Annotated in this window: 10 protein-coding genes; 7 read left to right on the plus strand and 3 right to left on the minus strand. The window is 59.4% G+C overall.

Annotation, left to right across the window (positions count from 1 at the left end; genetic code table 11):
* Window positions 1-375 precede the first annotated feature (375 nt).
* Window positions 376-1,476 (plus strand): T9SS type A sorting domain-containing protein, encoded by a 1,101-nt coding sequence (locus CLV45_RS05375; RefSeq protein WP_100335355.1) that lies wholly within the window; start codon window positions 376-378, stop codon window positions 1,474-1,476.
* 399 nt (window positions 1,477-1,875) lie between these two features.
* On the opposite strand, the gene CLV45_RS05380 is transcribed toward CLV45_RS05375, so the two are convergent.
* The 3 genes from CLV45_RS05380 to CLV45_RS05390 form a co-directional block, all read right to left on the minus strand.
* Window positions 1,876-2,961, minus strand: a complete 1,086-nt coding sequence (locus CLV45_RS05380) for a SusE domain-containing protein (RefSeq protein ID WP_100335356.1) — start codon at window positions 2,959-2,961, stop codon at window positions 1,876-1,878.
* 68 nt (window positions 2,962-3,029) lie between these two features.
* Window positions 3,030-4,640, minus strand: a complete 1,611-nt coding sequence (locus CLV45_RS05385) for a RagB/SusD family nutrient uptake outer membrane protein (RefSeq protein WP_100335357.1) — start codon at window positions 4,638-4,640, stop codon at window positions 3,030-3,032.
* A 22-nt stretch (window positions 4,641-4,662) separates the two neighbouring features.
* The gene (locus CLV45_RS05390; RefSeq protein ID WP_100335358.1) at window positions 4,663-7,647 is read right to left on the minus strand and encodes a SusC/RagA family TonB-linked outer membrane protein; all 2,985 of its coding nucleotides are present in this window, start codon (window positions 7,645-7,647) and stop codon (window positions 4,663-4,665) included.
* A 629-nt stretch (window positions 7,648-8,276) separates the two neighbouring features.
* Between CLV45_RS05390 and CLV45_RS05395 the strand changes: the two genes are divergently transcribed.
* From CLV45_RS05395 to CLV45_RS05420, 6 genes are all read left to right on the plus strand, one after another.
* Window positions 8,277-9,692, plus strand: a complete 1,416-nt coding sequence (locus tag CLV45_RS05395; protein ID WP_100335359.1) for an alpha/beta hydrolase-fold protein — start codon at window positions 8,277-8,279, stop codon at window positions 9,690-9,692.
* 377 nt (window positions 9,693-10,069) lie between these two features.
* On the plus strand, window positions 10,070-11,509 hold the full coding sequence (locus CLV45_RS05400; protein ID WP_100335360.1) for an anthranilate synthase component I family protein: 1,440 nt from the start codon (window positions 10,070-10,072) through the stop codon (window positions 11,507-11,509).
* A 20-nt stretch (window positions 11,510-11,529) separates the two neighbouring features.
* A complete protein-coding gene (locus CLV45_RS05405; protein WP_100335361.1) occupies window positions 11,530-12,102 on the plus strand; it encodes an anthranilate synthase component II in 573 nt (190 codons plus the stop codon).
* Window positions 12,103-12,320: 218 nt separating this feature from the next.
* Complete coding sequence (trpD, locus tag CLV45_RS05410) at window positions 12,321-13,307, plus strand: anthranilate phosphoribosyltransferase (protein WP_100335362.1); 987 nt, start codon at window positions 12,321-12,323, stop codon at window positions 13,305-13,307.
* Window positions 13,308-13,500: 193 nt separating this feature from the next.
* The gene (trpC, locus tag CLV45_RS05415) at window positions 13,501-14,334 is read left to right on the plus strand and encodes an indole-3-glycerol phosphate synthase TrpC (RefSeq protein WP_100335363.1); all 834 of its coding nucleotides are present in this window, start codon (window positions 13,501-13,503) and stop codon (window positions 14,332-14,334) included.
* 133 nt (window positions 14,335-14,467) lie between these two features.
* Window positions 14,468-15,136, plus strand: coding sequence for a phosphoribosylanthranilate isomerase (locus CLV45_RS05420; protein WP_245882694.1), 669 nt, complete (start codon window positions 14,468-14,470; stop codon window positions 15,134-15,136).
* The last annotated feature ends 44 nt before the right edge of the window (window positions 15,137-15,180 follow it).

Genomic DNA, 15,180 nt, shown 5'->3' on the forward strand with positions numbered 1-15,180 from the left:
GCCAGGAGCCGCCCCGCAAGACGCCCACCCTGATTTCAGCCCCTAGCAGGCCCCGTGGCCCAGACCACGCGCAAGCTATTCGGTTGCGAAGCTAGCAGGTTCGCCGAAACCGACGGCAGTAGCGGGCAACTTAATCGGAGTGCCGGGGCTGGTAAGCTCCGCCGTAACCAGGCGTAGAGTTGGGCGAAACGGTGATTTTGAAGCTTAGTTGCGCTTTTTTTGAATAGAATTTCGGCAAATAGTAAGTAATAACTCACGCTGATTTTATTTTATAATTTGCGTAGTATATTTACTTCCAACCAACCCCCGAGGGCTTGGCAGACGTTGCCCAATCATTCATTTCTCCCATACCCTTCCATTTCTCACCAACCCCCCATGAAGAAACTCTTTACTCTCGCAACGCTTGGACTGCTTTCCTCCCTGGCTTTCGAAGCCCAGGCCCAGATTACGGTTGACGGTAAAGTAACGGCCGCTGAAATTGGTACGGGAACCGGCAAATACCAGCTGGCCGGCACCTACACCGGCACGCACTCGGTGGCTACCAAGGGGCTGCAGTCGTTGTACATTGGTACCTCGGCAACCAAGCTCTACATCATGGTGGTGGGCTCGGCCGAATCGGCCACCGATTATCCCGGCATCGTGGTGTATCTGAACGTGCCCAACAAAACCGGCGTAGCCGCCGGCACCCAGCTGAAGGGCGGCGTCGCCGGCGACAGCCCCCTGAAGCACACGCCGACTATGGACATGGAAACCGACTATGGCTTCCGCGCTACCACTTCGCCTTCAGCCTCGGCCGATGTATACTACAGCTACGTAGATTACACCAACGGCAACACGGCTCCCGTGCCGGATACCTACCAGGGCTCCAGCACCAAAACCGGGGCTCCACTGACGGCTTCGGCTACTAGCGGCCCGGTACTGGGTGCCAAGTTTGCCTACCTGAGCTCGGCTACCGTGACGGCCGCCGCTACGGCCGGCTCGGGTTTGGAAATGGAACTGGATATGACCGCGCTGGGCATCACCACCGGCAGCCGCATCAATCTGATGGCTGCCTACGTGAAAGACGGTGGCGTTTTCAGCTCCGACGTTATTCCGCAAATCGTAGGGCAAACTGCCGACCTGGGCTCGTCGCCTAACTTCGCCGCCACTACCTCGCCTGGCTCCCAGAACGCTACCTACGTAGTGGGCACCGGCGTGCTGGCCGGCCGCAACCAAGTGGCGCAAGCCCTCAACTTCCAAGTGTATCCCAACCCTGCCAAAGCCAACACCACGGTGGCTTACAACGTGCAGGGCGGCTTGCAGGACGTGTCTTTGGCCGTATACAACAGCATGGGCCAGCTGGTGCGCTCGGTAGCAGCAGAGAAGCAAACCGCCGGCGACCATGAATACAAGTTGGCCAACCTCTCCGCCGGTGCTTATCTGGTGAAGCTCGAAGTAGGTGGGCAGCTGACCAGCCGTAAAGTTGTAGTCGAGTAAGCTTTCTGGCTTTCCCGCAAAAAAGGCGAACCTTATGGTTCGCCTTTTTTTGTGCCCGCTAATGACGACACCATTTGCAGCTGCGCTTTTTTGCTGAGCTAAGGGAAGAAGTTTTACACGGTAATGGGCGCTTGCCAAGCCACCGGTCGGGCTGCGCCCTCGGACCTTCGTTAACTGCTATAAGGCAGCTGGCAGCAGCAGATAGCGCCAGACGAGTTGCTTGCGGTGGGGCCACCTTGTCAGCTACAAGGCACCTTGGATGAAGCCTAGCTCGGCTGCAGAGTGGTGAGGATTGGTTGGTGGCTGGGGCCGTGGTACAGGCGGGGTAGGGGAAGAACACAAAAAAGCCCCTCCGGTGTGGAGAGGCTTTTTTTGTGTAGTTAGGCTTGCGGCCAGGCACTACTTCTTGGCAATCGAGTACGTGTACTTCTCGGGGTCGTTCAGGTTCAGCGTCACGTCGTATTTGCCGCTGCCGGAGGTTTTCAGGTTAGAACCGCCGTAGCTGAGCTCACCAGACTTGCCGTCTACACCGCCGAAGTTGATGTCCCAGGCGTCGTTAGCGCGGAACTTGAACTCCAGGTTGCCACCCGCCTCGCCGGGCAGGGTTACGCCCGTCAGCTTCCATACTTTGTCTTTGGTGTCGTACGTCATTGGAACAGATTTGCTCCAGCCGTCGCCGTTGTTAGTGGTAGCGGCACCTACGATACCCCACTCCGTGACGTCGGCTTTAAAGGTACCGGCGCTCAAGTTGATTTGTACGCGGTACATCTTCGGACCAGCCAGGGTAAACTCGGTGGTGGTGCCGGTCGAGGAAATCGTGTTGTTGCCGCCGGCGTTGCCGAAGATCGTCCCCGAAGCCGTATTCGTATTCGAAAGCTTGAACGTGTTCGAGGCAGCCGGAACCCAGATATAGCCTTCATACTGGGCTGGCTTGCCGGCTATTTCCCGCACGTAGGGCGAGCCCGTGCCCAAGGCACCGATGCTGGTGCCAAACACGAACAGGTCGCGCGAGTAAGCCGTGGCCGTAATTTTCGACGCGGGGCTCAGCATCTCGGTTTGGTTACCGGCGTAAGTAGCGCGCAGGCGCACATCCGCCGTGCCCGATACGGTAGGCGTGAGGCCGGCTTTCACCAGGGCCGTGTTCAGGTCAGCTACCTTTACCGTAATGCTGCTGGTGTTTTCGCCGGCGGGCACCGTGCCAATCGTGGCGAAGTTGGTGCCGGTTTTAGCAAACTCCAGCGTGTAGGTCACGGGAACGGTATTCTTGCTGCCGTCGGAGAAGGCGAAGGTTACCGGCGTCCAGGTGTAGGTCACGGCATCCTTGGTTGCGTCGGGGCTAGCCAGCACACCAGCATTAGCCGTGCTGGCCGTCAGCGTCGGAGCCGGGCTGATCGTAGCTACCAGCTGGTCCTCGTCTTTTTCGCAAGAGCCGAGGGCGAGCAGCGAAAAAGCCGCGGCGGCCAAAAGTGAGAATTTATTTTTCATAAAGGCGGGAATTATGAGGCTTTAAATGGCTGGTTTCCCCGAAAGGGAAACCAGCCTAAAAAAGTTTACTAGTAGCCAGCGTTCTGCTTCAGATTGGGGTTGGCCACCAAATCCGTAGACGGAATTGGGAAAATATTCCGTGTGTCCGCTACTGCCTGACCGGGTTTCACGCCCCCCTTCCAAGCCCACAGGTAGGAGCTCGTGGTGAACTTCTTAAAGCGGATCAAGTCGGTACGACGATGACCTTCCCAGTGCAGCTCCCGAGCGCGCTCATCCAGGATGAAGTCCAGGGTGAGTTCCGAATCGGAAATGTTGCCGCCGGTGTTGCCGTAGGCCCGCTCACGCAGCTGGTTCACGTAGCCCAGAGCAGTGGCCCGGTTACCGCCGGCCCCACCACGCAGGGTAGCTTCGGCGTACATCAGGTAGGCGTCCGCCAAGCGGAACATGGGGAAGTCGGTGTCGGGGAAGGTAATGTTCTTGCCCACTTTGCCGTCCGACTTCAGGTTGCGGTATTTCACCACGGCGTAGCCGTCCTTAAACTCAGTCAGGTTGTCGATTTCCAGCTTCTGACCGGCCGTGTAGAACCGGCCGCGCTTGTCGGCGGCGGTGTCGGGGAACAGGGCTACCAGTTGCTTGGTAGTACGGGTGCCGCCCCAGCCGCCATCGATGCCGAAGGAAGCAGCGGGCATGTCGCCACCCACGCCAGCGTGGATGATGAAGGTCGTGCCGCCGTAGCCCTTGGTGAAGTCACCGTCGAAGGTAACGGGGAAGATAATCTCGGGCGACGTGTTGTTGTCGGCCAGGAAGTTGCGGGTGTAAGCCGAAAACTTCGACGAGTTCTGGGTCTGCAGGGCGTAGCCGGCCCCAATCACCTTGTTGGCGTAGGTAATGGCATCGGCGTAGCGGGGCGTACCGGTATACACTTCGGCATTCAGGTACATCTTACTCAGCAGCATCCATGCGGCGGCCTTATCCACGCGGCCGTACTCGTTTTTGCGAGCATCAACCAGCTCCGTATCGATGGCCTTGAGCTCCGACTCGATATAATTGAACAGGTCGGCGCGCGAAATCTGATTGGGCTGGCCCGAGCCCACGAGGAAGTTCTCGTCGGCAAAGGGCGGGTTGCCAAACAGGTCCATGGAGTGGAAGTAGCTCAAAGCGCGCAGGAAGCGGGCTTCGGCGCGGTAGCGCTTGATATTGTCCAGGTTAGCACCAGTGATGTTGCGGCCGCTGAGCTTGTCGTCCTTGGTTTCGCGGATGTACTCGTTGCAGGCCGAAATCTGGTAGGCCAACCGGTTGTACATAGCCCGGATGAAGGGGTTGTTCGACGTCCAGTTCATCAGGTGATAGTCCTGCAGGCCATCGTCGCCCCAGGCAATAACGGCCTCGTCGGTGGGCAGCTCCTGAATCGACCAGTACTGGCGGATATAGTTCGAGAAACCTTCGTCGACCCCCGACAAGTCGGGTTTGCCGGACGGGCCCGTCTGTCCGCTCAGTGCCAGGCCCGCGTAAAGCTTGGCCAGGATGGGCTTATAGTTGGCCGGATCGGAATACACTACCTCGGAAGTAACTTCGTTGAATGGCTCACGGTCGAGGTCTCCAACGCAGGAAGTAGCAAGGGCCAGTAGAGAAGCGGCCACCGATACGGTAGCGAAACCTCTTACAAACGTCTTTTTCATTTTGGCAGTACGTACGTACGATTTAGAAACCTAGATTGAGACCCAGCGTGAAGGTGCGGGGGCGGGGGTAGAAGTTGTTGTCGATACCAGTCGACGTGCCGGTGTTGATTTCCGGATCCAGGCCCGAGTACTTGGTAACAGTAAACACATTCTGCACCGCCAGCGTTACCCGAACACTCGTTTTTCCTTCCGCTACCGGCCGCAGGTTATACCCCAGCGTCACGTTATCCATGCGCAGGAACGAGGCATTCTCGATGTAGTAATCGGAGAACAGCTGGTAGGTTGTAAAGTTGGTGTTGTAGATGTCCGGCGTCAGGTTCTGCAGGAAGCCATTGGTCGACAGGCCGGCCAGGGCGGCCTGCTGGGAGTTGATGTTGTTGTAGGCGTAGTTGCCCAGGTTGGCGCGCAGCGTGAAGGCCAGGTCCAGCTTCTTATAGGAGGCGTTCGAGCCCAGGCCCATGGTTACTTTCGGAGCGGGCGTCTTGTAGCGGTACCGGTCGTCGATGGTTACTTTGCCGTCGCCGTTCAAGTCGGCATACAGGCCCTGAATCGGGCGGCCGTTGGCGTCGTACACCTGCTTCTGCACGTAGAACGAGTTGGCCGAGTAGCCCACCGAGTTGATCTGGATGTTGTTGCCCACGCCACCACCGATGCCGCCTACGGCGTAGCCGGTGAAGTCGGGCAGGGTGTTACCCAAGTCGGTGATTTTGTTCTCGTTGTAGGCCGCGTTGAAGTTCAGGTTCCAGTTCAGGTCGTTGGTGCGCACCGGGTTGGTGTTCAGCGCAAACTCGATACCCTTGTTTTCGAGGCTACCAATGTTGGTAATAATCTCGTTGGTCAAGTTGGTCAGGGCTGAGGGGGCAATCTTGGCCAGCAGGTCGTCGGTTTTGCGCAGGTACACGTCTACCGAACCGCTGATGCGGCCGTCGAGGAAGCCGTAGTCCAGACCCGCGTTGTAGGTCGTGGTTTCTTCCCACTTCAGCTTGGTGTTGTAGCCTTCAGGACGCAGCGTGTTGATGAACTGGTCACCAAACTGGTACGAAGCCGAAGCCTCACCCACGGTGTAGCGGGCCAGGTAGGGGAAGTTGCCGGCGGCGCTTTCAATGTCCTGCTGCCCAGTGATGCCGTAGCCCACGCGCAGTTTCAGGTCGGAGAACAAGCTGGAGCTCTTCAGGAAGTCTTCTTCCTTCAGGCGCCAGGCCAGGCCGATGGCGGGGAAGGTGCCGAACTTGTTGCCGGTCGGGAAGCGCGACGAGCCATCTTCCCGCAGCGTGGCGGTCAGGGAGTAGCGGTCCTTGAAGTTGTAGTTCACGCGGCCGAAGAACGAGACGAGCGTGTTCTGGGTCTTGAAGGGGAAAGCCGGCTTGATGATGGTGCCGTCGGCCGAAGCCTGGTACGAGTCCAGGGGCTGGTCGCGGATAAAATCCTGGTAGGAGTAGCCGCCCAGCACCGTCAGGCGGTGCTCACCGAACTGCTTGGCGTACTCGAGGTAGAAGTCCAGCAGTTTGTTGTCCTTCTTCTGGGAGTAGATGTTGTTGGCGCCTTTGTTCGAAAATTCGAGGGCCGAGTAAGCGGGTACGAAGGTCGTGCCGTTGCTGCGGAGCAGGTCGTAACCTAGGTTCAGGTTGGCGCGCAGCTCGGGCAGGAAGTGGAACTTGTAGTCAAACTGAATGTTACCGATGGCCCGTTTGGCGGTGCTGCGGTCACGCTTCTGATTGAGCTGGGCCACCGGGTTGCGGGTGCCGTTCGTGTTCAGGGTCTTGTCGCCGTTGAGCCACTCGTAGTAGCCGCCAAAACGGCTGTCGTCACCGGTCGTAATCGATTGCGTAGGATCAAAACGAGCGGCGTTACCGATTGCGCCAGCGTCGGCGAAGGTGTTATCCACCCAGCTACCCTTGGCGTTGATGTCGATGCGCAGGTGGTTATCGAGCAGGGTGGGAGTGATGCTGATTGAGCCGGTGTTGCGGCTCAGCTTGTTGGTTAGCAGAATACCTTCCTGCATCGTGTTGCCCACCGAGGCGCGAATCGGGACTTTGCCCACCGAGCCAATCAGGCTCAGGTTGTTGTCGAAGGTGTAGGCTTTGCGGAAGATTTCCTCCTGCCAGTTCGTGTTGCTGTTGCCCAACAGGGCCTTTTGCGAGGCGTTGCCGTAGGTATTAACAAGGTTACGGAACTCGTCGGCCGACAGGACCTTGATGCTTTTGGTCTTCTGCGAAATCGAGGCTTGCGAATTGAAGTTTACCCGCAGCTTCTCGCCCGAGAGTCCTTTCTTGGTCGTAATCAGAATAACGCCGTTCGAAGCGCGCGAACCGTAGATGGCCGTCGCTGAGGCATCCTTCAGAACCGTAAAGGTTTCGATATCATTGGGGTTAACCAGCGTGAGCGGGTTCGACACACCTTTGTTCTCGGAGTTGTCAACGGGCACGCCGTCGATTACGATCAGCGGGTCGTTGTTGGCGTTCAGCGAGGAACCGCCCCGGATGCGGATCTGGGAGCCGGCCCCGGGAGCACCACCACCGGAGGTGATTTGTACGCCGGCCACTTTGCCCTGAATCAGCTGCTCGGGGTTGGTTACCTGGCCCTGCACAAACTGCTTTTCCGAAATCGTGGCAATGGAGCCCGTCACGTCCTGCCGCCGCTGGGTACCATACCCAACGACAACGGCCTCACTGAGCAAGGTCGTGTTTTCGGCCAGCGAAATGTCGGGCAGGGCGGTTGTCTGCCCAGCCGTTACGGTTACCGCCTGCCGCTTGGCATTGTACCCCACAAACGAGGTTACCAGCGTCTGGGCCCCGGCCGGTACGTTCTGAATCAGGTACGTACCATCGGAGTTGGTGGAGCTACCCAGCGTGGTGCCTTCAATCAGCACGGTGGCGCCTGGTACCCCTTGGCTCTTCTCGTCCAAGACGCGGCCACTCACGGCCCCGGTTTGGGCGAATGCGCTGGTGAAACCAGCACAAACGAACAGTAGCAGAAACAGTAGTTTCGCTAGGTAAGTGTGTTTCATTGAAAATGGGTTAGGAGAGGGAATTTTTTAACTGGATACACCAGCGGCGGGCTAAGGCTGGGCGGGGCAGGGGACCATGTGGTCGGGTTCGTGGAACACGATTTTGTCTGGTTTTAGCTCTGCCCAACATCACCTTTCTCGTTAATAAACTACGCAAGATAAAGTTTTGAATTTCACAAATACAAGACGGGGCGTGGTTCGCGTAGAAATAGTTTTCAGCCTATTTCTAGTGCAAAGGTTTGCACAGGCTAAAACAGCCCGATTACCGCTCCTGTATACTGCCTAAAACCCCGAAATAAGCCCTATTCATTTTGCTTGGACCTAATCAAATCTGTGAATTCAGTGAGTGCGCAGTCACCTACTACCCGTGAGAGAGGCTCGGGAGGCAAAACGCAAACCTTAAATTCGTCCTAAATAACAAGTGTATTTTATCCCCCGAAAAACCAGGAAATCGTGCCCGAAAACTTACTTTCGTCGCGGCGGAGTTGGAATACAATTCGTTCCCGGCTTTTTTTAGCCAGTTACGATAACGTCGTATCGGTAAGAAGGCTAGGCTCTTAAGCGCGTAAGTCCGCGGCCCGCCCCAAGTTCTTAGCTGCTTTTGGGCGCTAATTCTGGTACTTTAGGGCATGAAATATTTCCTCGCTCTGCTGGTTCTGCTACCCTGCCTAGCGGCCCAGGCCCAGGTCACCTTCCAGCTGACCAGCGTACCGGCCAATACGCCGGCCAACGCCACACTCTATATGGCCGGCTCTTTTAACGGCTGGAATCCCGGCAGCGCGGCCCACACCCTGACCAAAAACCTGGACGGCAGCTACCAGATTACCCTGCCCCAGGCCACGGGCACCATCGAGTATAAGTTTACCCGCGGGGCTTGGTCGTCGGTCGAAACCAACGCCACCAATGGCTCCGTACCCAACCGCAGCTACACCTTCGGCAGCGGCCCGGCTACCGTCACCCACGCCATCCTGAACTGGGAAGACCTGGCCGGGGGCAGCAGCTGCAGCTCGTCGGCCCTGAGCCCGAATGTGCGGGTAATGGCCACCAGCTTTGCTATTCCGCAGCTCGGGCGCACCCGGCGCGTATGGCTGTATTTGCCCAACGACTACGCCAGCACTACTACCAAGCGCTATCCGGTACTGTATATGCACGACGGGCAGAACGTGTTCGACAACTGCACCAGCTTCTCGGGCGAGTGGGGCGTGGATGAAACCCTGAGTCAGCTTCAGCAGCAGGGCCTCGACGCTACCGGCAGCATCGTAGTGGCCGTCGACAACGACGGGCAACAGCGCCTGAACGAGTATTCACCCTGGAACAACCCCCAGTACGGCGGTGGGCAGGGCGACCAGTACGTGGATTTTCTGGTCCAGACCCTGAAGCCCTACATCGACGCCAACTACCGCACCCTCACCGGCCGGGAGTACACCAGCATTGCCGGCAGCAGCATGGGCGGGTTGATTTCGGTGTATGCCGCCCTGAAGTACCCGGCCGTATACAGCAAAGTGGGCGTGTTTTCGCCGGCCTTTTGGTTTGCTGAGCAGCCGCTGTTTCAGTACGTGCAGCAGCACCCGGCCAACCCCGCCACCCGGTTTTACTTCGTCAGCGGCGCCCAGGAAAGCCAGACTATGGTGCCCCTGATGCAGCAGATGCGCGACGCCCTGCAGAGCGGTGGGGTGCCGGCCGCCAACCTGAGCTTCAACACCCGCGCCGACGGGCAGCACGCCGAGTGGTTCTGGAAACGGGAGTTTGCGGCGGCTTACCAATGGCTGCTGCCGGCGGCTACGGTTACGGCCGCCAAGGCTCCGCACACGGCCCTGGCCTTCAGCGCCTACCCGGTGCCGGCTAAGGAGGCCGTGAGCGTGCAGCTGCCCGAAACGGTGAAAGAAGCCAAGCTGGAAGTGCTGGACTCGACGGGCCGGGTGGTACTCAAAGGCAAGGTGCGCGCCGGACAGACCGTGGACGTAAGCAAGCTGGCCAAGGGTGCCTACTTTCTCCGGCTGACGGCGGGTAAGCAGCAGGGTAGTCAGGCGTTACTAAAGGAGTAAAGTTGGCAATGGCACGAAGGGTTTACTGCCGAATTAATAGCTTGTAAGGAGACGGGTTGCGGATTCAGCAAGAGAAAAACCAAAAAGTTGTTGCGCAAGTCCGAATTCCGCTTCTATCTTTGCAGCGTTAGAGCCCAACAAAAAAGCTCAACACTATCGACAATGACCTTTCACGTAACCCAGCAAGCATGGTGGTGGCCTCTCCGAAACTCCGGACGGGAAAACCTGTGCGTGCGGTAAGGTCGTAGTTTACTCCACCTCGCATCAAGCATATCAAAGGAAAGCCCGGCCGCCCGCCGGGCTTTTTTTATTTCCGCCCGCGTCAGCCGCTTCTGTTTCACTTCTCAAAACCCAGCCCGCCGCCGCGGGAACCGCTGATGAAACCAGTACACCTCAAAACCCGCCACGTCCGCCTGCTCGCCGATACCGTGACGCCCGTGGGCCTGTATCTGCGCCTGCGCGACCAGTACACCAACTGCCTGCTGCTGGAAAGCTCCGACTACCACGGCCAGCAAAACGCCTTCAGCTACCTGGCCTTCGAGCCCCTGGCCCGCTTTGAAGTGAGCCGCGGGGAGCTGCGCCAGACGCTGGTCGACGGCTCGGTGACCACCGAAACGCTGGCCCAGCCCCGCCTGGCCCTGACCCGCCTGCAGGAGTTTGCCGACTCGTTTCAAACCGAGAAGCTGGAGTTCGATTTCATCACCGGCGGCCTGTTTGGCTACATCGGCTACGAGGGCGTGCAGTACTTCGAAGACTTGACGCTGAACGAGGAGAAGGTAGCGGCCGGCCAGATTCCGGACATTATCTACGGCACCTACCGCTACGTCATTGCTATCAACCACTTTCGCAACGAGCTGTTCGTCTTCGAGCACACGCCTACCGACGAGCCCACCGACCACGACGGCCTGACCCGTTTGGTAAACCTGATCCGCAACCCGAGTTTGCCCGAGTTTGGCTTTGGGCTGGTGGGCGAGGAGCAAACCAACCAGACCGACGAGGAATTCCTGACCCGGCTGGCAGCCGGCCAGCAGCACTGCCGCCGCGGCGACGTATTTCAGATTGTGTTGTCGCGCCGCTTCCAGCAGGGTTTTGTGGGGGATGAGTTCAACGTGTACCGCGCTCTGCGCTCCGTGAATCCTTCGCCCTACCTGTTTTACTTCGACTACGGCAACTTCAAGATTTTCGGCTCCTCGCCCGAAACCCAGCTGCTGATTAAGGGGCGCCAAGCCAGCTTGTTCCCCATTGCCGGCACCTTCCGCCGCACCGGCCACGATGCCCAGGACGCCGAGCTGGCCCAGAAGCTGGCCGCCGACCCCAAGGAAAACGCCGAGCACGTGATGCTGGTAGACCTGGCCCGCAACGACCTGGCCCGCCACGGCGACGAGGTGAAAGTCAAGGTGTTCCGCGAAATCCAGTTCTACTCCCACGTCATTCACCTCGTGAGTGAGGTGAATGCCAAGCTGGCGCCCAACGCGGCTTCCCTGCAGGTGGTGGCCGATACCTTCCCGGCCGGCACGCTCTCGGGCGCGCCCAAGCACCGGGCCATGCAGCTCATCGACCAGCTTGAACCAACGGGCCGCGGCTACTACGGCGGCTGCCTGGGTCACCTGGGTTTCAACGGCGACTTCAACCACGCCATCATGATTCGCTCCTTTCTGAGCACCGGCAACCAGCTCTACTACCAAGCCGGCGCCGGCGTAGTCGCCGCTTCCGACATCAATTCGGAGCTCAACGAGGTGCACCACAAGCTGGCCGCCCTGCGCAAAGCCCTGGAAGCCGCCGAAGCAGTAGGCGAGAAGCTCACGGCCACGGTTTAAACGAATAAACACCAACCGCCATGAAAATCCTGGTTCTCGATAACTACGACTCCTTTACCTACAACCTCGTGCAGCTGCTGCGCGAGCTGGGCTACGGGGACAGCACCGACGTGGTGCGCAACGACAAAATCAACCTCGACGACATTGAGCAGTACGACGCCATCATGTTGTCGCCGGGGCCGGGCGTGCCGTCGGAGGCGGGGCTGATGCCGGAGGTAATCCGGCGCTACGCGCCTACCAAGCGGATGCTAGGCGTGTGTTTGGGCCACCAGGGCATTGCCGAGTCGTTTGGCGGGCAGCTCTACAACCTGCCGGCCGTGCTCCACGGCATTGCCACCGACGCCGACATCGTGGCCGGCGAAGACCGGCTCTTCCACGGGCTGCCCGAGCGGTTCAAAGTGGGCCGCTACCACTCCTGGGTTGTAACGCCGGAAGGATTTCCCGAAGAGCTGGAAATAACGGCCCGCGACACCAACGGCCAGATTCTGGCCTTCCGCCACCGGAAATATGACGTGCGCGGCGTGCAGTTCCACCCCGAGTCCATCCTGACTGAGCACGGCCACCAGATGCTCAAAAACTGGCTCGAAGGGTAGAACAGAACGAAAATTTCCCTCCTCAGATGAGGAGGGGTGCCCGAAGGGCGGGGTGGTTGACCCCGTCAGAACGACTCAGCAGAATATCATTTCGCGCTCCGCTGAAGAATCAGTCTCGCACAAACGACATCAGCAACGAGTAACCACCCCGCCCTTCGGGCACCCCTCTTTGAAGCAAGGAGGGGAGTTGCATATCCTTCTTTTCCAGACATCCTCCCTTGAAAAAGTTTCTCACCACCCTGTTTGAGCAGCAAACCCTGAGTCGGGACCAAGCCCACGAGGCCTTGTCGCAGCTGGGGCAAGGGGCGGCCAACCCGGCCGAAACCGCCGCTTTCATGACCGTGTACCGCATGCGGCCCATTACGGTGCCCGAGCTGGCCGGCTTCCGCGACGCGTTGCTCGACCTCTGCCGCGACCCGCAGCTGGGCACCCGCGAGGTGCTCGACATCGTGGGTACCGGCGGCGACGGCAAAGACACGTTCAACATCTCCACGCTGGCCTGCTTCGTAGTGGCTGGGGCGGGCTACAAGGTGGCCAAGCACGGCAACATCGGCGTGTCGAGCATCTGTGGCTCGTCGAATATTCTGGCGCACTTTGGCTACGACTTCGAGGCGTCGTCGGACACGTTGCGGCGGCAGCTCGACGAGGCCAACATCTGCTTTCTGCACGCCCCGGCCTTTCACCCGGCCATGCGCCACGCCGGACCAGTGCGCCGGGAGCTGGGCGTCCGCACGTTCTTCAACATCCTGGGCCCCTTGGTAAACCCGGCCCGGCCCACGGCCCAGCTGGCGGGCGTGTTCAGCCTGGAATTGCTGCGCCTGTATAATTACCTCTTTCAGCAAAGCGGCACGAGCTACGCCGTGGTCCACGCCCTGGACGGTTACGACGAGCTCAGCCTGACCGGCGCGGCCAAGCTGAGCTCCGCCCGCGGCGAGCAGTTCGTGACGGCCGAAGACCTGGGCCTGACCACCTACGACCCGCGGGAGCTGGCCGGCGGGAGCACCGTAGCCGAGTCGGCGGCGTTGTTCCGCAGCATCCTCGACGGCCAGGCCACCGCCGCCCAGCGCGACGTGGTGACGGCCAACGCGGCTCTGGGCATCCAGTGTCTGCGGCCCGAACTCACGTTTGCCGACGCCCTGGCCGAAGCCCGCGAGTCGCTGGACTCGGGCCGGGCCCGGCAGGCGTTCGGCAAGTTGCTGGGGTAGGGGAGTTGTCACACGTTTTCAAAAACTGCCCATCAGGTGACGGCAGTTGTCACATTTTTCAGCAGAAAAATCAATAGTGTGACAAGTTTCAAGCCCTCTATAAAAGGTTGCCGGGTACCTTTTTGCCTGCTCGGCGGTTCTACTTTCTCTGATTCACTTTTGGCCGCGTAATCACCGGCGCCCTTCTTCTATTATGAGTACTTCCCCCACGACCGGTACCATTCTCGACAAAATTGTGGCCCACAAGCGCCGCGAGGTGGCCGAACGCCAGAGCCTGGTGCCCGCCACGCTGCTCGAGCGCAGCCTGTATTTTCACAACCAGCCCTTGTCGCTGCGCAAATACCTGCTGCGCGACGATTTGAGCGGGATTATTGCCGAGTTCAAGCGCAAGTCGCCGAGCAAGGGCTGGATCAACCAGCACGCCCCGGTGGAGCGCACCACGCTGGGCTACATGCAGGCCGGGGCCTCGGCTTTGTCGGTGCTGACGGACGGGGAGTTTTTCGGCGGCAAGAACGAGGACCTGACCATTGCCCGGCGCTTCAACTACTGCCCGATTCTGCGCAAGGACTTCGTGGTGGACGAGTACCAGATTCTGGAAGCCAAGAGCATCGGCGCCGACGCCATTCTGCTCATTGCCGCCGTGCTGACGGCCGAGGAAGTGCTGCGCTTCGGCCAATTGGCCCGCAGCCTGGGCTTGGAAGTGCTGCTCGAAGTGCACAACGCCGAGGAGCTGACCCGCACCCTGCACCCCGACGCGGTGAATCTGGTGGGCGTCAACAACCGCAACCTGCACGATTTCAGCCTCAGCCTCGACACCAGCAAAGAGCTGGCCGAGCAGATTCCCCAGGAGTTTGTGAAGGTGACGGAAAGCGGGCTGACGTCGGCGGCCGACATCCTCATGCTGCGCGAGGCTGGTTACCGCGGCTTCCTCATCGGCGAGGCATTTATGCGCAACAGCCGCCCCGAAAAAGCCTGCTACTCCTTTGTGCAGGAGCTGCACGCCACCGAGCCCATTACGCTGATTTAGGCTGAAGCGCGCCGTTTGTCATGTCGACCAGCAGGAGACATTCCGCGTGCTGATGTTGCCAGAGTGATTTGATTACCAGGGCACGCGAGATGTCTCGCTAGGGCTCGACATGACATTCGAATCTTCCTCAAGTATGACCAGTTCCACACCTATTGAAGCCTCCGACACTGCCCCGGCGCTGCGCATCAAAGTGTGCGGCATGCGGGAGGTGGCTAATGTGGCAGCCGTGGCGGCCCTGCAGCCCGACTTTCTGGGCTTCATCTTCTACCCGAAGTCTGGGCGCTTCGTGGCCGACTCGCTGGATGCCGGGCAGCTGAAAAGCTTGCCCGAAAGCTGCCGCAAAGTAGGGGTGTTCGTGGATGAAACCTCGGCGGTAATCCAGCAGCAGGTAACCCGCTACGGCCTGGATTTGGTGCAGCTGCACGGCCACGAAACGCCCCGGCAATGCGCGGAGCTGCAAGCCGCGGGCGTGCCGGTTATTAAGGCTTTTTCCTTCGATGCAAACGTTGACTTCGAAACCCTGCGGCCCTACGCGCCTTACTGCACCTACTTCCTCTTCGACACGAAAGGCGAGCAGCCGGGCGGCAACGGCACTACTTTCGACTGGCAGCTGCTGCAAGATTACCCCCTCGACGTACCCTACTTCCTGGCCGGTGGCCTCGATGAGCAGCACGCCGAGGCCTTGGCCCAGCTCAAGCTACCGGGCCTCTACGCCGTGGATTTGAACAGCCGGTTTGAGCTAAAGCCCGGCCTGAAAGACGACCTCAAGCTGGCCCGCATGTTCCAACGCCTGCGGCCCTGACTTTATCTCCTTACTTACCAACGGCCGTAGACCACTGCGAGACC

The sequence above is a fragment of the Hymenobacter chitinivorans DSM 11115 genome (assembly GCF_002797555.1).
Lineage (GTDB): Bacteria > Bacteroidota > Bacteroidia > Cytophagales > Hymenobacteraceae > Hymenobacter > Hymenobacter chitinivorans.